We start from the raw sequence: 18657 nt of genomic DNA on the forward strand, positions 1-18657 counted from the left end.
AAGATGCGCGCCATTTTGTTGATCGAGAGCGCGACTAACCATGCGAATTCTGGCTATCGATACTGCCACGGAAGCCTGCTCGGCTGCTCTGTGGAATGATGGCAACACCAGTGCCCACTTCGAGCTTTGTCCTCGGGAACACACCCAACGTATCCTGCCTATCGTGCAGGATATCCTCACTCAAGGCGGCGTAAGCCTGACCGACCTCGACGCGCTGGCGTTCGGCCGTGGGCCGGGCAGCTTCACCGGCGTGCGTATCGGTATTGGGATCGCACAAGGGTTGGCGCTGGGCGCAGAACTGCCGATGATCGGCGTATCGACCCTCGCCACCATGGCGCAGGGCGCCTGGCGTAAGCAGGGCGCTACCCGCGTGCTGGCGGCTATCGACGCCCGTATGGGTGAAGTTTACTGGGCTGAATATCAGCGTGATGAAAACGGTATCTGGCACGGCGAAGAGAGCGAAGCGGTGCTGAAACCGGAAGCGGTGCAACAGCGTCTGGCTGAACTCAGCGGTGAATGGGCGACCGTGGGCACCGGTTGGGCCGCATGGCCTGATATGGCACAGGGCGCGAACGCCACGCTGGTCGATGGCAACGTAACGTTACCAGAAGCCGAAGACATGCTGCCGATCGCTTGCGCCATGCTGGAGCAGGGCAAAACCGTCGCCGTGGATAAAGCGGAACCGGTTTATTTGCGTAACAATGTTGCGTGGAAGAAACTTCCTGGCCGCGAATGAATCTCAGTAGGTAGAGAGCGTAAAAATCAGGAGCAGCATCATGGCAGGTAAAAGTTTTCTCATTCGTGGAGCCGCCGTTGGGCTTATCGCCTTCGCGTTAAGCGGCTGCGTCAGCGTGCCGGATGCCATTCAGGGTAGTAGCCCAACGCCGCAGCAGGATCTGGTGCGGGTCATGGCGGCACCGCAGTTGTACGTAGGGCAGGAGGCTCGCTTTGGCGGCACCGTCGTCGGCATTGAAAATCAGCAGGGGAACACCCGTCTGGAAATCGCCACCGTCCCGCTTGATAGCGGCGCGCGCCCGATTCTGGGTGAAGCCTCGCGCGGACGTATCTATGCCGAGGTGAACGGTTTCCTTGACCCGGTTGACTTCCGTGGTCAACTCGTCACCGTGGTGGGGCCAATTGTTGGCGCAGTGGAAGGCAAAGTCGGCACTACCAAATATAACTTCCTGCAGATGAAAGTGACGGGTTACAAACGCTGGCATGTGGCTCAGCAGGTGGTTATGCCGCCGCAGCCTATCGACCCGTGGATGTTTGGTCCGCGCCCCTGGAATTACGGTTACGGCGGCTGGGGATGGTATAACAGCGGCCCCGCTGAAGTCCGGAACGTCGTAACTGAATAAGATCTGATGTAAAGCAGACAAAAAAGAAACAGCGGCTAGCCCGCTGTTTCTTCGTTGTAATGGATATAAAAAAAATAAAGAGTGACGCGCTTCGCAACCTTAATTCTGATTAATTCTTAAACTGGTACGCTGAGTTAATATAATGTTAATGAAAGTTTACCATTTGGGGTTGCGATGACGACGAATACGTATTTTAGAGGTGATGCTTTGAAAAAGGTTTGGCTCAACCGTTATCCTGCTGACGTCCCGGCAGAGATCAATCCTGACCGTTATCAATCCCTGGTGGAACTGTTCGAACACTCGGCAACGCGCTTTGCCGACCAGCCTGGCTTCGTCAACATGGGCGAAGTCATGACCTTCCGTAAGCTCGAAGAGCGCAGCCGCGCCTTTGCCGCTTATCTCCAGCACGGGCTGGGGCTCAAGCAGGGCGACCGCGTCGCGCTGATGATGCCTAACCTGCTGCAATACCCGGTCGCCCTGTTTGGCATTCTGCGTGCCGGGATGATCGTGGTGAACGTTAACCCGTTGTACACCCCGCGCGAGCTGGAACATCAGCTGAACGACAGCGGCGCGCAGGCGATTGTTATCGTCTCCAACTTTGCCCATACCCTGGAAAAAGTGGTCGACAAAACCTCGGTTAAACACGTGATCCTGACCCGCATGGGCGACCAGCTCTCCACGGCGAAAGGCACGCTGGTTAACTTCGTGGTCAAATACATCAAACGACTGGTGCCGAAATATCATCTGCCGGACGCCATTTCGTTCCGCAGCGCGCTGCATAACGGCTATCGCCTGCAGTACGTGAAGCCGGAAGTGAAGGCAGACGATATCGCCTTCCTGCAGTACACCGGGGGGACTACCGGCGTGGCGAAAGGGGCGATGCTGACTCACCGTAATATGCTGGCGAACCTCGAGCAGGTGAAAGCGACCTACGGGCCGCTGCTGCACGAAGGCAAAGAAGTGGTTATTACCGCGTTGCCGCTGTACCACATTTTTGCGCTGACCATGAACTGCCTGCTGTTTATCGAACTAGGCGGTAAAAATATCCTGATCACCAACCCGCGTGATATTCCGGGGCTGGTAAAAGAACTGGCGAAATACCCGTTCACCGCCATGACCGGGGTGAATACCCTGTTTAACGCGCTGCTGAACAATAAAGAGTTCCAGCAGCTGGATTTCTCAACCCTGCATCTCTCCGCAGGCGGTGGGATGCCGGTGAACCACGCGGTGGCGGAACGCTGGGTGAAGCTGACCGGGCAGTATCTGCTGGAAGGCTATGGCCTGACCGAATGCGCGCCGCTGGTGAGCGTGAACCCGCACGATATCGACTACCACAGCGGCAGCATTGGCCTGCCGGTGCCGTTGACCGACGTGAAGCTGGTGGATGACGACGATAACGAAGTGCCAGCCGGCCAGCCGGGTGAACTGTGTGTGAAAGGCCCGCAGGTGATGGAAGGCTACTGGCAGCGTCCTGATGCCACCGACGAAATCATCAAAGACGGCTGGCTGCACACCGGCGATATCGCGGTAATGGATGAAGAGGGCTTCCTGCGCATCGTCGACCGTAAAAAAGATATGATTCTGGTCTCCGGCTTCAACGTGTATCCGAACGAAATTGAAGACGTGGTGATGCAGCACACCGGCGTGCTGGAAGTGGCCGCCGTGGGCGTGCCGTCCGGCAACAGCGGTGAAGCGGTGAAAATTTTTGTGGTCAAGAAGGATGAAAGCCTCACTGAAGAGGCGTTGATTACCTTCTGCCGCCGCCAGCTTACCGGCTATAAAGTGCCGAAACTAGTTGAATTTCGTCAGGAATTACCGAAGTCGAACGTCGGTAAAATTTTAAGACGAGAATTACGTGACGAAGCCCGTGCCAAAGTGGACAATAAGGGATAAGTCACGAGTCATGATGCCAAACGCCAGCTCTGCTGGCGTTTTTTTTGGCGCTATCTAAGAGAGTACGATTTGAACTATCAGATGATCACTACCAACGATGAACTCAGCACCCTGTGCGATGCGGTTCGTCAGACCACCGCCGTGGCGCTGGACACCGAGTTTGTTCGCACCCGCACCTATTACCCGCAGCTGGGGCTGATTCAGCTTTTCGACGGCGAGCGTACGGCGCTGATTGATCCTCTGAATATTTCCGACTGGTCGCCGCTGCAGGCGATTCTGCAAGAACGCAACATTACCAAGTTCCTGCACGCAGGTAGCGAAGATCTGGAAGTGTTCATGAACACCTTCGGTTCAATGCCGCAGCCGCTTATTGATACCCAGGTGCTGGCGGCGTTCTGCGGTCGCCCGATGTCCTGGGGCTTCGCGCCAATGGTCGCTGAGTATTCTGGCGTTGAGCTGGATAAGAGCGAATCCCGTACCGATTGGCTGGCTCGCCCATTGACGGCACGCCAGTGCGATTATGCGGCAGCGGATGTCTGGTACTTGCTGCCTATCGCCCACAAGCTGATGGCGGAAACCGAACAGGCCGGGCGACTGGAGTGGGCGCTCAATGAGTGTCAACTGATGCAGCAGCGCCGTCAGGAAGTCACCGACCCGGCGGACGCCTGGCGCGATATCACCAACGCCTGGCAGCTGCGTACGCGCCAGCTGGCATGCCTGCAGCTGCTCGCCGACTGGCGGCTGCGCAAAGCGCGCGAGCGTGACCTGGCGGTGAACTTTGTGGTGCGTGAAGAGCATCTGTGGAGCGTGGCACGCTATATGCCGGGCAGCCTCGGCGAGCTGGACAGCCTGGGGCTTTCCGGCAGCGAAATTCGTTTCCACGGCAAAACGCTGATTAGCCTGGTGGAAAAAGCGCAGGCGCTGCCGGATGACGCGTTGCCGGAACCGCTGTTGAACCTGATGGATATGCCGGGCTACCGCAAAGCATTTAAAGAGATTAAGGCGCTGGTGCAGGAAGTGGGGCAGGCGAATGACGTCAGTCCTGAAATGCTGGCATCCCGTCGTCAGATTAACCAGCTGCTGAACTGGCACTGGCAGCTGAAACCGCGCACCACGGCACCTGAGATGATCTCCGGCTGGCGCGGTGAGCTGCTTTCCGCTGCGCTAGACAAATTATTAACAGCGTACCCGCGTTAAGTCTTGCGCTAATCCCGGGCGAGCGAATGCGACCTCGGGAAAGCTCTAAACGCCAGACACAAAAAAAGCGCTATCACTAGCGCCTTTTTTTACACCACCGACAGTCAGGATTTTGACTCTTCTGCTTCCGGCAGCGTGACGTTGAGTTCCAGAATCGAAATATCCCCGTCTTTTTGCTCTAACTGCACCGTGACCATTTCTGGGTCAATCTGCACATACCTGCAAATCACTTCCAGAATATCCTTCCTTAACTGCGGCAGATAGTGCGGTTCTGCGTCACTGCGGCGGCGTTCCGCGACAATGATCTGCAGGCGTTCTTTAGCAATGTTGGCGGTATTCTTTTTCCGTGAGAGAAAAAAGTCGAGTAATGCCATGATTTATCCTCCGAACAGGCGTTTGAGGAAACCTTTCTTCTCTTCTTCAATGAAGCGGAAAGGACGTTCTTCTCCCAACAGACGATCGACGGTGTCGGCGTAGGCTTTGCCTGCGTCAGACACGGTATCCAGAATCACCGGCTCGCCCTGGTTAGAGGCGCGCAGCACTGACTGATCTTCTGGAATTACACCGACCAGTTTGATGCGCAGGATCTCCAGCACATCTTCCATGCTCAGCATATCGCCTTTGCTCACGCGGCCTGGGTTATAGCGCGTCAGCAGCAGGTGTTCTTTAATCGGTTCTTCACCATTTTCGGCGCGGCGAGATTTCGACGCCAGAATGCCCAGAATACGGTCGGAGTCACGAACGGACGACACTTCCGGGTTAGTGGTGATGATCGCTTCATCAGCGAAATAGAGCGCCATCAGCGCGCCGGTTTCAATACCGGCAGGGGAGTCGCAGACCACGAAGTCGAATTCCATCTTCTTCAGTTCGTCGAGCACTTTCTCGACGCCTTCGCGGGTCAACGCATCTTTATCACGGGTCTGAGACGCAGGCAGGATAAAGAGATTCTCGGTACGCTTATCTTTGATTAACGCCTGGTTCAGCGTGGCGTCGCCCTGAATAACGTTAACAAAATCATAGACTACACGACGTTCGCAGCCCATGATCAGGTCAAGGTTACGCAGACCGATATCAAAATCGATAACGACCGTTTTCTTTCCCTTCTGCGCCAAACCAGTTGCGATGGCCGCGCTGGAGGTGGTCTTGCCCACGCCCCCTTTACCTGAAGTCACAACAATAATGCGTGCCATAGAAATTCCTTGTTAAAAAGGGATTAATTTAACGGTTGAATAGTCAAAGCGCTGTTGTCCAAACGCAGACGCGCCGCTTTGCCATAAAATTCGGCTGGGATCTGATCGCTCAGCCAATATTCCCCGGCAATGGAGACCAGCTCCGCCGCCAGGTGGGTACAAAATACTTGTGCTTCCCGGTCTCCGCCGGCACCGGCGAGAACGCGTCCACGCATCATGCCGTAAACGTGAATATTCCCATCGGCAATCAGCTCCGCGCCCGCGCTAACGTGGCTTGTCACAATCAGATCACAGTTTGGTGCATAAATGCGCTGACCGGAACGTACTGGCGTATCAATCATTCGCGTTTTTGTGATCGGACTAACAATTGGTTCGGGTTCTACGGGTTTTGGCTGTTCTACGGGGGCCGGGCGGGTAACTTTTTCTTTACCTTCAGTCAGTAAAGGAAGGCCGGATTGGTCGATGGCCGCCTTAAACTGCGGGTTTTTACAACCGCTGACGCCGACAATGCGTAAACCCACTGACATAATGGCCTGCTGAATCGCACGCCACTGGGTGAATTCTTCAAGGTTACCGACGTTGACAACCACCGGGGCATGACGGAAAAAGGCCGGAGCCTGGGCGACTTTGTCTTCCAACGCCTGACGAATAACCTCGGGCTTTGCATCATGCAAATGAACCACAGATAGGGTGAAGCTGCTGCCTTTTAGTTCGATTGGCGTGTTTGACATCCTGGCCTTACTCAATTTGCTATTTATCGCCGCGCTAAGCGCAGTGATATTCCGAAGACTATCAGTCATGTTATAGTCACATATATATTCAAGCAAGTAACCACTGTCCTAATTCCGAGTATAAAGTATGTTTTGTGTGATTTATCGTAGTTCTAAACGTGATCAAACCTATTTGTATGTCGAAAAAAAAGACGATTTCTCCCGTGTGCCTCAGGAACTGATGCAGGGCTTCGGTCAGCCGCAGTTAGCCATGCTGCTGCCGCTTGATGGACGTAAGAAAACCGTCAATGCCGATCTGGAAAAAGTAAAACAGGCGCTAAAAGAGCAGGGTTATTATTTACAGATCCCGCCACCGCCTGAAAATTTGTTAAAACAGCATTTGGCTGAGTCGCAAAATAAGAGCGAGTAACCGCTTCGCTTCCGGCCAAAATGCGTCCATGGTTGAACAACGAGTAAGGGAAAAGCATGTATCAGCATCATAACTGGCAGGGTGCTCTGCTGGATTACCCGGTAAGCAAAGTTGTCTGTGTTGGCAGTAATTATGCAAAACATATCCAGGAAATGGGCAGCTCAACGCCGGAAGAACCCGTCCTCTTTATCAAGCCGGAAACGGCGCTGTGCGACCTGCGCCAGCCGCTGATCCTGCCGCAGGGCCTTGGCTCTGTGCATCATGAAGTCGAACTGGCGGTACTGATTGGCAGCACACTGCGTCAGGCAACCGAAGACCACGTGCTGCAGGCCATTGCTGGCTACGGCGTGGCGCTGGACCTCACTCTGCGCGACATTCAGGGGAAGATGAAGAAGGCCGGTCAGCCGTGGGAAAAAGCCAAAGGCTTTGATAACGCCTGCCCGATCTCCGGCTTCATTCCTGCTTCCGCCTTTGAGGGCGACCCGCAGAATATTTCGCTGGGGCTGACCATCAACGGCGAAGTGCGCCAGCAGGGCAGTACGTCTGACATGATCCACAAGATTGTGCCGCTGATTGCCTATATGAGCCGCTTCTTTACCCTGAAACCGGGTGACGTTGTGCTGACCGGCACGCCGGAAGGCGTTGGCCCGCTGCACGCGGGTGATGAGCTTGAGGTGCAGTTTAACGGACTGTCTCTGACCACCCGCGTACTGTAAGCCCTCCTTGCCGCCCCATTCGGGCGGCAAAACTTGCATCCCTGTGCCAGACTGGTTATAAGAAGCACCCTGATTTTTGATGTGGACATCCTGATGAGCGAATTACCTTTCTGGCAGAGCAAAACCCTTGATGAAATGACCGATGCGCAATGGGAGTCGCTGTGCGATGGTTGTGGGCAGTGCTGCCTGCACAAGCTGATGGATGACGACACCGACGAAATCTACTTCACCAACGTGGCCTGTCGTCAGCTCAACATCAAAACCTGCCAGTGCCGTAACTACGAACGCCGCTTCGAGTACGAACCGGACTGCATCAAGCTGACCCGCGACAATCTGCCAACCTTCGAATGGTTGCCGCATACCTGCGCCTATCGCCTACTAGCGGAAGGGCAACCGCTGCCGCAGTGGCACCCGCTTATCACCGGTTCTAAAGCGGCGATGCACGGTGAGCGCATTTCCGTACGCCATATTGCGGTAAAAGAATCAGAAGTACATGACTGGCAGGACCATATCTTAAATAAGCCTGATTGGGCTAAATAAACCGCAATTTGCGGAACCATTCACTATTTTTATATTTCCTGCCTTAAATCCCTACGAAATTCTTATACCGGGCCGATAGAGACTAAAAGCGATTCGGTATAAGGACGCGTATGCGTAATCCAATAAAGCTGTTAATGCTGGCGTTGATTATTAATCTGAGCGGCTGGAGCCTGCTGTTTGCGGTGGGGTATGGGATATGGTCGTGGGTAGGATAGCTTGCCAGCCGCCTGCGCAAGGCCGCTGGCAAGGTAGTGATTAGCGGCCGAACAGGTCGCGTCTTTTCGGTTTGAACGGTTGGGCAATCAGCACCAGCAGTGCCACAATCAGATAGGCGGCAAAAATGCCGACCAGCCACTGTGGCATCTCCAGAGATAAGAATTCCCACTGACGAACAGAGCAATCACCTGATGCGACAAACACCTGCGGCAGCCACTTATCAAGCGGCAGCCAGCTTGGGAAGCGCGCCATAAAATCACAGGTCATAAACGGCGACGGGTGCAGCTGAATCATGGTGTGTTCCCAGGCTAACTGCAGGCCGCGGAAGGCGCTGTACAGCCAGATAAGCAGGGCCACATAGCGCAGCGGACTCTTCGGCGCGATAGCGCCGACTAAGCCTGCACCCATAATCCCGAATAGCGCACAGCGCTCGTAAATACAGAGAACGCACGGCTTTAATAGCATCACGTGCTGGAACCATAATGCCACTAACTCAAGCGCAAAAGCGGTTAACGCCATTAATAACCAGGCACTGCGGCCACGTGAGCTCTGGTTTAAATATCGCAACATAAACATTTCCCTGGAACGTGCTTTGAAAGCGCAGTGTAAACGAAAACGATAGCCGTGCCATCGGGTGATACGCAATTATTCGTAAATAGCGATTCAACGCTCGAACAAAAGTTGTCGGCATTGAATCGCTGAGTCGTTATTCATCGCTATTGAGGTAAAACTAATAGCCCATTATTCATCATCCAGTCTATCGCCGGCTGCAGCGTAAACTCGACGCACAGCAGGCCGATAAGCGTCAGAACTAGCGTATAGGGCAGCGCCATCCATACCATTCTCCCGTAGGAGAGGCGAATCAGCGGCGCCAGCGCCGAGGTGAGCAGGAACAGGAAGGCCGCCTGGCCGTTTGGCGTCGCCACCGACGGCAGGTTGGTACCGGTGTTGATGGCTACCGCCAGCAGTTCAAACTGCGGCAGGCTGATAGCCCCGTTATCCAGCGCGGCTTTCGCTTCGTTGATATAAACGGTGCCGACAAACACGTTATCGGAGATGGACGACAGCACGCCGTTAAAGATGTAGAACAGCGAACGTTGAGCGTGCGGTGACGCTTGCAGAACGAAGTCGATAATGGGCGCAAAGAGATGCTGATCGATAATCACCGCCACCACGGCAAAGAAGACCGTAAGCAGGGCGGTAAACGGCAGCGCTTCGGTAAACGCTTTGCCAATGGCATGTTCGTCGGTGATGCCGGTAAATGCGGTAGCGAAGATAATCACCGACAGGCCGATCAGCCCCACCTCTGCCAGGTGCAGCGCCAGCGCCAGCACCAGCCAGACGCCGATGATGCCCTGGACAATCAGTCGCATTTTCTCCTGTGGCGTACGCTGCTGGCGACTGCGCTCGTCGAAATCGTGCAGAATTTTACGCACCGGGTCGGGCAGTTCAGCGCCGTAGCCGAAGACTTTGTACTTCTCGAGTAGCCAACAGGTCAGCAGGCCGCAGATAAACACCGGTACGGTGACCGGCGACATGCGCAGGAAGAACTCGCCGAAATGCCAGCCGGCGACTTTAGCAATAATCAGGTTCTGCGGTTCGCCGACCATCGTCATCACGCCGCCGAGCGCGGTTCCGACGCCGGCGTGCATCATCAGGCTGCGCAGGAAGGCACGGAACTGCTCCAGCACCACGCGGTTGTGTTTGTCGATATGGCTATCGTCGAGCAGATCGTCATCGTCAGGGCGCGACGACACCACCCGATGATAGATGCTGTAAAAGCCTACCGCGACGCTGATAATTACGGCCACTACCGTCAGCGCATCAAGGAACGCCGATAGGAAGGCGGCGGCCACGCAGAATGCTATTGATAAAAGCCGTTTGCTGCGGATGGTGAGCAGAAGCCGAGTGAAGATAAACAGCAATAGCTGCTTCATAAAGTAGATGCCCGCGACCATAAAGATCAGCAGCAGCAGCACTTCGAGGTTGGCAGCTATCTCATCGCGCACGTGCGCGGGTGAGGTCATGCCGATCAGTACTGACTCAATCGCCAGCAGCCCGCCGGGAATCAGCGGATAGCACTTCAGCGCCATCGCCAGGGTGAAGATAAACTCCACGACCAATAGCCATCCGGCGACAAAGGGATGAATTAAAAACACCAGCGGATTGATGATTAAGAAAATAATCAGCAGCAGCTTGTACCAGTCTGGTGACTGGCCAAGAAAGTTACGCCACAGCGCACGACCGTAAGAGATTTCCATGACAACCGTCTTCCTCCTGAAAAGATGTCATTTTTTACCATTAAATCAACGACACTGCCAGACATAGGCTGTCTGGCGGGGTTTTATGGGCAAAAAGAAATGTGAAAAATGAAACGCCGATCCCTTTTTAATTCGTTGGCCATGCTATCTGCTCTATGTTGCCTCTGGTATGATGAGTCTAATTGCAACGCTGTGTAATGGAATTATTACTATGGTCATTAAGGCGCAAAGCCCGGCGGGTTTCGCTGAAGAGTATATTGTTGAAAGTATCTGGAATAATCGCTTCCCTCCTGGGTCTATTCTTCCCGCTGAACGTGAACTCTCGGAATTAATTGGTGTGACCCGCACGACCTTACGTGAAGTGTTGCAGCGTCTGGCGCGCGATGGATGGTTAACTATCCAGCACGGTAAGCCGACGAAAGTGAATAACTTCTGGGAAACGTCCGGCCTCAATATTCTGGAAACGCTGGCGCGTCTCGATCACGATAGCGTACCGCAGCTGATTGATAATCTGCTGTCCGTGCGTACCAATATCGCGACCATCTACATCCGTACCGCTTTCCGTCAGCACCCTGAAAAATCGCTGGAAGTGCTTGCCAAAACGCGCGAAGTGGAAGATTATGCCGATGCCTTTGCCGAACTGGACTACGGCGTGTTCCGTGGCCTGGCATTTGCTTCCGGTAACCCTATCTATGGGCTGATCCTCAACGGCATGAAAGGTCTGTACACCCGCCTGGGCCGTCATTACTTCTCCAGCCCGGAAGCTCGTAGCCTGGCGCTAGGTTTCTATCATGAGCTGGCGAAGCTGTGTGAAGAGGGCGCGCACGATAAGGTGTATGAGACGGTACGTCGTTACGGTCATGATAGCGGTGAGATCTGGCATCGGATGCAGAAGACGTTGCCTGGGGATTTGGCTATCCATAGCCGCTAGTCAGCGCGCGAGTTTCGTTCCCTGTAGGCCGGATAAGTGAAGCGCCATCCGGCCTATATCTGAAAGGGAAAGTAATCCCGGAGTCGGCGCTTCGCACCTCGTCCGGGCTACAATATTAGGTTACAGCGCATTTGGCCGCGGTGGGCAGCGCTCCAGCAACTCCACGCTGCCGTCCGCATTTTGCTGCTCCAGATGCACATCAAACCCCCACAAACGATGCACATGCTTGAGCACCTCACGACGCCCTTTATCGAGCGGCGCGCGGTTATGCGGCACGTAGCGCAGCGTTAGCGAACGGTCGCCGCGCAGATCCACGTTCCACACCTGAATATTCGGCTCCAGATTACTAAGGTTGTACTGGGACGAAAGCTGCGAACGAATCTCCCGATACCCCTCCTCATTATGAATCGCCGAAATCTCCAGATAGTTATTACGGTCGTCATCCAGCACCGTGAACAGGCGGAAATCACGCATGATTTTCGGTGACAGGAACTGGCTGATAAAGCTCTCGTCTTTAAAATCACGCATCGCGAAGTGCAGGGTCGTGAGCCAGTCCGAGCCCGCGATGTCCGGGAACCAATACTTATCTTCGTCCGTTGGGTTCTGACAGATACGCTTAATATCCTGGAACATGGCGAAGCCCAGCGCATACGGGTTAATGCCGCTGTACCACGGGCTGTTGTAAGGCGGCTGGTACACCACGTTGGTGTGGCTGTGCAGGAATTCGAGCATAAAGCGCTCGGTCACTTTCCCCTCATCGTAAAGATGGTTGAGGATGGTGTAGTGCCAGAAGGTCGCCCAGCCTTCGTTCATCACCTGGGTCTGCTTTTGCGGATAAAAATACTGGCTGACCTTGCGCACAATGCGCAGGATCTCGCGCTGCCACGACTCCAGCAGCGGTGCATTTTTCTCCATAAAGTAGAGCAGGTTTTCCTGCGGCTCAGACGGATAGCGGTGAGCCGACTCGACGGCTTTCTCTTCATCCCGCTTCGGCAGGGTGCGCCACAGCATATTCACCTGGCTTTGCAGGTATTCTTCACGGCTCTTCTGCCGCGCTTTCTCTTCCTGCATGGAGATCTTCGATGGCCGTTTGTAGCGGTCCACCCCGTAGTTCATCAGCGCGTGACAGGAGTCGAGCAGGCGCTCTACCTCGTCCACGCCATAGCGCTCTTCACAGTCGGCAATGTATTTGCGGGCGAACAGTAGGTAGTCGACGATGGAGCTGGCATCGGTCCAGCTACGGAACAGATAGTTGTTTTTAAAGAAGGAGTTGTGGCCGTAGCAGGCGTGCGCCATGACCAGCGCCTGCATGGTGACGGTGTTCTCTTCCATCAGGTAGGCGATACATGGGTTGGAGTTGATCACTATCTCGTAGGCCAGCCCCTGCTGCCCGTGCTTGTAGCCGCGCTCGGTCTCAATAAATTTTTTGCCAAAGGACCAGTGCGTGTAGTTAATCGGCATCCCGACGCTGGAGTACGCATCCATCATCTGCTCGGAGGTGATGACTTCAATCTGGTGCGGGTAGGTGTCTAAACGGTACAGCTTCGCCACCCGGTCGATCTCTGCCAGGTAGGTTTCGAGCAGCGGAAACGTCCAATCGGGTCCATCGCTCAGACGAGTGGTGTCCTTATTCATCGAGTCAATCGTAGCCATTAGCGCGCCCTCATTGTTGGCGACTCTCTCTGTCTGGAGAGCCTCTCTTCAAGAATAGAACACCGCAGAAATTCTGTAACAAGCGCCATTTCTTTTCTTCATGATTTATTCATTTTGATAGCGCTTACTTTTCATATTTGCAGAGTTTTATGCTGACAAAAAATAGAGGGTAGCAGGAGATATCAAATTCTCCGCTTCCCCGCGTGGTGGGCACTCTGTGAGGTAAGTCACCATAAAAAAAGCATATGTTGAATAATATTTTCATCTGGGTTATCAATTTGTAATTAGATGATTGTTCTTTTACTCATTCTGGAGTGGCTATGCACATTGTCATACTGGGAAGTGGCGTGGTTGGCGTAACCAGCGCCTGGTATTTAAGTCAGGCGGGGCATCAGGTTACGGTGATCGACAGGGAGGCCGGTCCGGCGCTGGAAACTAGCGCGGCTAACGCGGGGCAAATTTCACCGGGCTACGCGGCGCCGTGGGCCGCACCTGGCGTGCCGCTGAAGGCGATTAAATGGATGTTTCAGCGCCACGCGCCGCTGGCAATCCGTCTGGACGGCACCGGCTTCCAGCTGAAGTGGATGTGGCAGATGCTGCGTAACTGCGACACCCGCCACTACATGGAAAACAAAGGGCGGATGGTGCGCCTGGCTGAGTACAGCCGCGACTGCCTGAAAACGCTGCGTGAAACCACCGGTATTGCCTATGAAGGGCGACAGGGCGGCACGCTACAGCTTTTCCGTACCGAACAGCAGTATGAAAACGCCACCCGCGATATCGCGGTGCTGGAAGATGCGGGCGTCCCGTATCAACTGCTCGAAGCTTCACGCCTGGCAGAGGTTGAGCCAGCGCTGGCGGAAGTGGCCCACAAGCTGACCGGTGGCCTGCGTCTGCCGAATGATGAAACCGGCGACTGTCAGCTCTTCACCCAGCGTCTGGCAAAAATGGCCGAGCAGGCAGGCGTGACGTTCCGCTTTAATACCCCGGTTGACAGCCTGATTCAGGAAGACGATCGCATCGTTGGCGTGAAGTGCGGCGATGAAGTGGTAAAAGCCGACGCCTACGTGATGGCCTTCGGCTCTTATTCAACCGCGATGCTGAAAGGGCTGGTGGATATTCCGGTTTACCCGCTGAAAGGCTACTCGCTGACCATCCCTATCGTCGAGGAGAGCGGTGCACCGGTGTCGACCATCCTCGACGAAACCTACAAAATCGCCATTACTCGCTTTGATAACCGTATCCGCGTCGGCGGCATGGCAGAGATCGTTGGCTTTAATACCGAACTGCTGCAGCCGCGCCGCGAGACGCTGGAGATGGTGGTGGGGGATCTCTTCCCGCGCGGCGGTAAAATCGAAGAGGCTACCTTCTGGACCGGCCTGCGTCCAATGACCCCAGACGGCACGCCGGTGGTGGGCAAAACCGCGTTCAAAAATCTGTGGCTCAATACCGGTCACGGCACGCTGGGCTGGACCATGTCCTGCGGCTCCGGCCAGTTGCTGAGTGATTTAATGTCTGGCCGAATGCCGGCTATCCCCTATGATGATCTTAGCGTTGCACGCTATTCGCCGGGCTTTACCCCGGCACATCCTCAGCATTTGCATGGCGCACACCAATAAGGAGAACGCATGTCACGTCCCGTGCTCGCCACGATTGATTTGCAGGCGCTGAAGCAGAATCTGAGCATTGTCCGCCGGGCGGCGGGCGGTGCTCGCGTCTGGTCGGTGGTGAAAGCTAACGCCTACGGCCACGGATTGGATCGCATCTGGAATGCGCTGCGGGAAACCGACGGCTTTGCGATGCTCAACCTTGAAGAGGCTATTTTGCTGCGCGAACGCGGCTGGAAAGGGCCAATTCTGCTGCTGGAGGGTTTCTTCCATGCCGATGAGCTGGAGCTGTTTGATAAGTATCGCCTGACCACCAGCGTACACAGCAACTGGCAGATTAAGGCGCTGCAGAACGCGCGTTTGCATGCACCGATTGATGTCTATTTGAAGGTCAACAGCGGCATGAACCGCCTCGGCTTTGCGCCGGAGCGCATCCACACCGTGTGGCAGCAGCTACGGGGTATCAGCAACGTTAGTACCATGACGCTGATGTCGCATTTTGCCCAGTCGGAACTGACCGACGGTGTCGCGGCGCCGATGCAGCGTATCGAACAGGCCGCTGAAGGGCTGGAGTGCCCGCGCTCGCTCGCCAACTCGGCGGCAACGCTCTGGCACCCCGAGACCCACTTTGATTGGGTGCGGCCGGGTATTGTGCTCTACGGCGCTTCGCCGTCCGGGCAGTGGCAGGACATTGCCAACACCGGGCTGAAGCCGGTGATGAGCCTCAGCAGCCAGATTATCGGTATTCAGACCCTGAAGCCGGGCGATGCAGTCGGTTACGGCGGCCGTTACCGCGCCAAAGAGGAGCAGCGTATCGGGATTGTGGCCTGTGGTTATGCCGACGGCTATCCGCGCATTGCTGCCAACGGCACGCCGGTGCTGGTGGACGGTATCCGAACCGGCACCGTCGGGGCTATCTCGATGGATATGCTGGCGGTGGATTTAACACCGTGTCCGCAGGCGGGAATTGGTACGTCGGTTGAGCTGTGGGGGCAGGAGATTAAGATTGATGAAGTGGCCGCCAGCGCGGGCACCGTCGGTTACGAGCTGATGTGCGCTCTGGCGCCGCGCGTGCCTGTTGTGACGGTGTAACTTTTGTAAGATTGCCCGGTGGCGCGTCGCCTACCGGGCTCGAAGGCCGGATAAGCGCAGCGCCACCCGGCAACGACCAGACTACTCGGTCTCTTCCTCGGCCACCCGCACGCCGACCTTCAGCACCTGATTTTCCTCTTTCTCCGCTACCGTCCACACCATACCGGCAAACTCCACCTGGTCACCCACGACCGGTGCTGCCCCCAGCAGATGTTCGACGATATCTCCCAGCGACTGCTGGTTATCGCGGAACTCTTCACCGCCGTCGAGGCCATAAATCATGGCTACATCGGCAAACTTCGCCCCGGCTTCAAGGATAAAGTCGCCGAAGAAGCTTTGATCCAGCGCGACCGGCGGTGACTGGCTGAACATTTTCCCGAGCGACGGCAGGTCTCGTTCGCGGCCAATGACGCACAGAATATCGTTTTCCCGCAGGCGGGTGCTGCCGGTTGGGTGCAGCAGCACGTTATCGCGAAACAGCGCGGCGATCCGCGTTTCCGGCGGCATATGCAGGTCACGCAGCGCAGCGCCGACGCACCATTTCTCGGCGCTCAGTTGATAGACAAACTGCTCCCACGGATTTTCCGGGTGAATATCCAGCCCGACGCGCGAGATAGGCCAGCCGACCGGCGGTACTACCACTTTGGCTTTTTTCGCCGCCCAGGAGAGCGAGGTGCCCTGTAACAGCAACGACACCAGTACCACAAAGAAGGCGACGTTAAAGAACAGGCGCGCGTTCTCAAGCCCAGCCATCATTGGGAAGACCGCCAGAATGATCGGCACCGCGCCGCGTAGGCCAACCCAGCTGATAAACGTGCGCTCGCGCAGATTAAAACCGCGGAACGGCAGCAACCCGGCGAACACCGACAGCGGACGGGCGATAAAAATCATCCAGATAGAGAGCAGCAGTGCCGGAATGGCGATCGGCAGCAGGTCAGACGGCGTTACCAGCAGCCCCAATACCAGGAACATGGCGATTTGCGCCAGCCACGCCAGACCATCGAAGTTCTGCAGAATGCCAAAGCGGTTGCGAATTGGCCGGTTACCGAGCAGGAAGCCGCACAGGTAGACCGCCAGAATACCGCTGCCGTCGAGCGAGGTGGTGACGGCGAAAATCATGATCCCGCCGCTAAGTGCCAGCAGCGGATAGAGCCCGGCGGGCAGGGCGATGCGGTTGATCATCTGCAGCAGCAGATAGCCGCCAGCGCCGCCAATCAGAATCCCCAGACCGAACTGTTGAATAATGTGCACGAGGAACATCCAGCTCAGCCCGCTTTCATGCTGCTGGATCATCTCGATAAGCGTAATGGTGAGAAACACCGCCATCGGATCGTTACTGCCGGACTCGATTTCAAGGGTTGAACCTACACGTTCGTTCAGCCCTTTGCCGCCGAGCAGTGAAAACACCGCCGCCGCGTCGGTTGAGCCGACAATCGCGCCAATCAGCATCCCTTCCATGATATCGAGCTTGAACAGCCACGCCGCCATCATCCCGGTCAGCCCGGAGGTGATCAGCACCCCGACGGTCGCCAGCGACAGCGCCGGGCCTAAGGCGACCCGAAAGGAGCTGGCCTGGGTGCGCATCCCGCCGTCAAGCAGGATTACCGCCAGCGCCAGGTTACTGACCATATAGGCGAAAGGGTAGTTATCGAAGGGAATACCGCCGATGCCGTCAACGCCCGCCAGCATGCCGATGGCTAAGAAGATAACCAGAATAGGGATACCGAGACGGGAAGAAAATGAGCTTAAGAGAATACTGCAGGTTACTAAGACTGAACCCAAAATAAAGAGACTAATGACTGCCGTGGCGTCCAATGTTCACGCACTCCCCGATAACGTACAAGCTAGTTACAAAACGTTACCATAATTGCGGCGTGAACAGTGGATTAATAAAGGGTGATTATTGTTTTTTATTCAGCTATTACCGGATGTCCGGTGATGATGAGCCGGGATTGCCCCACCGAGTGATAAAGTTGCGCCTGCGCGCCGAGCGCCAGCGTCACCGTCCGCTGTTCGTGACCAAAGTCGAGACCGCTGATGACCGGAATCGACAGTCGTGAACGTAGATAGTCGTACATCGACTCAAGTGAGTACCCTGCGTCGTAATCATTCGGGTTCGCACCGGTAAAGCTGCCCAGCACAATCGCGCGCTGGCGTGGCAGGATCCCAGCGTACAGCAGCTGTAACAGCATACGTTCAACGCGGAACGGGTGTTCATTAATATCCTCAAGCACCAGAATACCGTCGCGGATCTCCGGCATCCACGGCGTGCCGATAAGCGAGGCGATCATCGCCAGGTTGCCGCCCCACAGCGTGCCCGCGGTTTCGCAGTCGGGGCCATCTCCCTGCCATTCCACGCTATAGGTCGGCTGGCGCAGCGCCTTCCAGAAGTGCTGCTCGGTAAAGTCGTTCAGCGTTTGTGCGCCGAAGTTTCCCGCCAGCATCGGGCCGCTAAAGGTGATGACGTTGCCAGCGGTCAATAGGCCAAACTGAATGGCGGTGAAATCGCTGTGGCCACAGATCAGCAGCGGATCCTGCTGCTGACGGGCAACCAGCGCCTGCCAGTCAATGCTGTCCAGCAGGCGGCTCGCGCCATAGCCGCCGCGCACCGGCATGACGATACGGTTCTTGCCCTTAAGGGTCGCCAGCGCGTTGATATCGTGCAGGCGTTCGGCCTCTACTCCGGCAAAACGACGATCGCGACGGGTGATAACCTGCTGATTTTCCACCTGATGTCCGGCCTCTTCTAATCGCTTAACCCCGCACTGCGCGGCAGACTGATTGATGCAATAACCGGAAGGGGCGACGAGATGAAACTGAGACATGGCATTTCCTTGCTGATAGTGAAACGAGTATCATGCCG

18 protein-coding genes are annotated in these 18657 nt (G+C 55.6%); 10 read left to right on the plus strand and 8 right to left on the minus strand.

Annotation, left to right across the window (positions count from 1 at the left end; all coding sequences use genetic code 11):
• The first annotated feature begins 40 nt into the window (after nucleotides 1–40).
• The 4 genes from tsaB (at nucleotide 41) to rnd (ending at nucleotide 4448) form a co-directional block, all read left to right on the plus strand.
• Nucleotides 41–736 carry a tRNA (adenosine(37)-N6)-threonylcarbamoyltransferase complex dimerization subunit type 1 TsaB gene (gene tsaB / locus FHC49_RS04050; protein ID WP_220438842.1) on the plus strand — a complete coding sequence of 232 codons (696 nt, stop codon included), beginning with the start codon at nucleotides 41–43 and terminating at the stop codon, nucleotides 734–736.
• A gap of 40 nt (nucleotides 737–776) precedes the next feature.
• Complete coding sequence (locus FHC49_RS04055; protein WP_185667675.1) at nucleotides 777–1358, plus strand: Slp family lipoprotein; 582 nt, start codon at nucleotides 777–779, stop codon at nucleotides 1356–1358.
• Between the two features lie 207 nt (nucleotides 1359–1565).
• Nucleotides 1566–3251 (plus strand): long-chain-fatty-acid--CoA ligase FadD, encoded by a 1686-nt coding sequence (gene fadD, locus FHC49_RS04060; protein WP_220438844.1) that lies wholly within the window; start codon nucleotides 1566–1568, stop codon nucleotides 3249–3251.
• Between the two features lie 81 nt (nucleotides 3252–3332).
• Nucleotides 3333–4448, plus strand: coding sequence for a ribonuclease D (gene rnd, locus FHC49_RS04065; RefSeq protein ID WP_220438846.1), 1116 nt, complete (start codon nucleotides 3333–3335; stop codon nucleotides 4446–4448).
• 104 nt (nucleotides 4449–4552) lie between these two features.
• On the opposite strand, the gene minE is transcribed toward rnd, so the two are convergent.
• The 3 genes from minE to minC are packed head-to-tail and all read right to left on the minus strand — an operon-like array spanning nucleotide 4553 to nucleotide 6369.
• Nucleotides 4553–4822 (minus strand): cell division topological specificity factor MinE, encoded by a 270-nt coding sequence (gene minE, locus FHC49_RS04070; RefSeq protein WP_035894584.1) that lies wholly within the window; start codon nucleotides 4820–4822, stop codon nucleotides 4553–4555.
• 3 nt (nucleotides 4823–4825) lie between these two features.
• The gene (gene minD / locus FHC49_RS04075; RefSeq protein ID WP_185667677.1) at nucleotides 4826–5638 is read right to left on the minus strand and encodes a septum site-determining protein MinD; all 813 of its coding nucleotides are present in this window, start codon (nucleotides 5636–5638) and stop codon (nucleotides 4826–4828) included.
• A gap of 23 nt (nucleotides 5639–5661) precedes the next feature.
• Entirely contained in the window at nucleotides 5662–6369 is a 708-nt protein-coding gene (minC, locus tag FHC49_RS04080; RefSeq protein ID WP_185667678.1) for a septum site-determining protein MinC, read from the minus strand.
• 127 nt (nucleotides 6370–6496) lie between these two features.
• Between minC and FHC49_RS04085 the strand changes: the two genes are divergently transcribed.
• From FHC49_RS04085 to FHC49_RS04095, 3 genes are all read left to right on the plus strand, one after another.
• Nucleotides 6497–6778 carry a YcgL domain-containing protein gene (locus FHC49_RS04085; RefSeq protein WP_185667679.1) on the plus strand — a complete coding sequence of 94 codons (282 nt, stop codon included), beginning with the start codon at nucleotides 6497–6499 and terminating at the stop codon, nucleotides 6776–6778.
• Between the two features lie 56 nt (nucleotides 6779–6834).
• Nucleotides 6835–7494, plus strand: a complete 660-nt coding sequence (locus FHC49_RS04090; protein WP_220438848.1) for a fumarylacetoacetate hydrolase family protein — start codon at nucleotides 6835–6837, stop codon at nucleotides 7492–7494.
• 93 nt (nucleotides 7495–7587) lie between these two features.
• Entirely contained in the window at nucleotides 7588–8034 is a 447-nt protein-coding gene (locus FHC49_RS04095; RefSeq protein ID WP_185667681.1) for a YcgN family cysteine cluster protein, read from the plus strand.
• A gap of 255 nt (nucleotides 8035–8289) precedes the next feature.
• Here FHC49_RS04095 and dsbB read toward each other — a convergent pair whose 3' ends face one another.
• On the minus strand, nucleotides 8290–8820 hold the full coding sequence (gene dsbB, locus FHC49_RS04100) for a disulfide bond formation protein DsbB (protein ID WP_185667682.1): 531 nt from the start codon (nucleotides 8818–8820) through the stop codon (nucleotides 8290–8292).
• 146 nt (nucleotides 8821–8966) lie between these two features.
• Entirely contained in the window at nucleotides 8967–10511 is a 1545-nt protein-coding gene (gene nhaB / locus FHC49_RS04105) for a Na(+)/H(+) antiporter NhaB (protein WP_185667683.1), read from the minus strand.
• 211 nt (nucleotides 10512–10722) lie between these two features.
• On the opposite strand from nhaB, the gene fadR reads away from it, so the two are divergent.
• A complete protein-coding gene (gene fadR / locus FHC49_RS04110; RefSeq protein ID WP_185667684.1) occupies nucleotides 10723–11442 on the plus strand; it encodes a fatty acid metabolism transcriptional regulator FadR in 720 nt (239 codons plus the stop codon).
• Nucleotides 11443–11562: 120 nt separating this feature from the next.
• On the opposite strand, the gene FHC49_RS04115 is transcribed toward fadR, so the two are convergent.
• Entirely contained in the window at nucleotides 11563–13095 is a 1533-nt protein-coding gene (locus tag FHC49_RS04115) for a SpoVR family protein (protein WP_185667685.1), read from the minus strand.
• Between the two features lie 320 nt (nucleotides 13096–13415).
• Here FHC49_RS04115 and FHC49_RS04120 point away from each other — a divergent pair, with 320 nt between their 5' ends.
• Together FHC49_RS04120 and dadX are read left to right on the plus strand one after the other, a co-directional pair.
• Nucleotides 13416–14714: a D-amino acid dehydrogenase gene (locus FHC49_RS04120; RefSeq protein ID WP_220438850.1), complete on the plus strand. Its 1299-nt coding sequence runs from the start codon at nucleotides 13416–13418 to the stop codon at nucleotides 14712–14714.
• A 9-nt stretch (nucleotides 14715–14723) separates the two neighbouring features.
• On the plus strand, nucleotides 14724–15794 hold the full coding sequence (gene dadX, locus FHC49_RS04125) for a catabolic alanine racemase DadX (RefSeq protein WP_220438852.1): 1071 nt from the start codon (nucleotides 14724–14726) through the stop codon (nucleotides 15792–15794).
• Nucleotides 15795–15875: 81 nt separating this feature from the next.
• Here the strand turns inward: dadX and FHC49_RS04130 are convergent, their stop codons facing one another.
• Together FHC49_RS04130 and ldcA are read right to left on the minus strand one after the other, a co-directional pair.
• A complete protein-coding gene (locus FHC49_RS04130) occupies nucleotides 15876–17609 on the minus strand; it encodes a potassium/proton antiporter (protein ID WP_220438853.1) in 1734 nt (577 codons plus the stop codon).
• Between the two features lie 95 nt (nucleotides 17610–17704).
• Nucleotides 17705–18619, minus strand: a complete 915-nt coding sequence (gene ldcA, locus FHC49_RS04135; protein WP_220438855.1) for a muramoyltetrapeptide carboxypeptidase — start codon at nucleotides 18617–18619, stop codon at nucleotides 17705–17707.
• Nucleotides 18620–18657: the final 38 nt, after the last annotated feature.

The organism is Kluyvera sp. EC_51, from assembly GCF_019584505.1.
GTDB classification, from domain to species: Bacteria; Pseudomonadota; Gammaproteobacteria; order Enterobacterales; family Enterobacteriaceae; genus Kluyvera; species Kluyvera sichuanensis.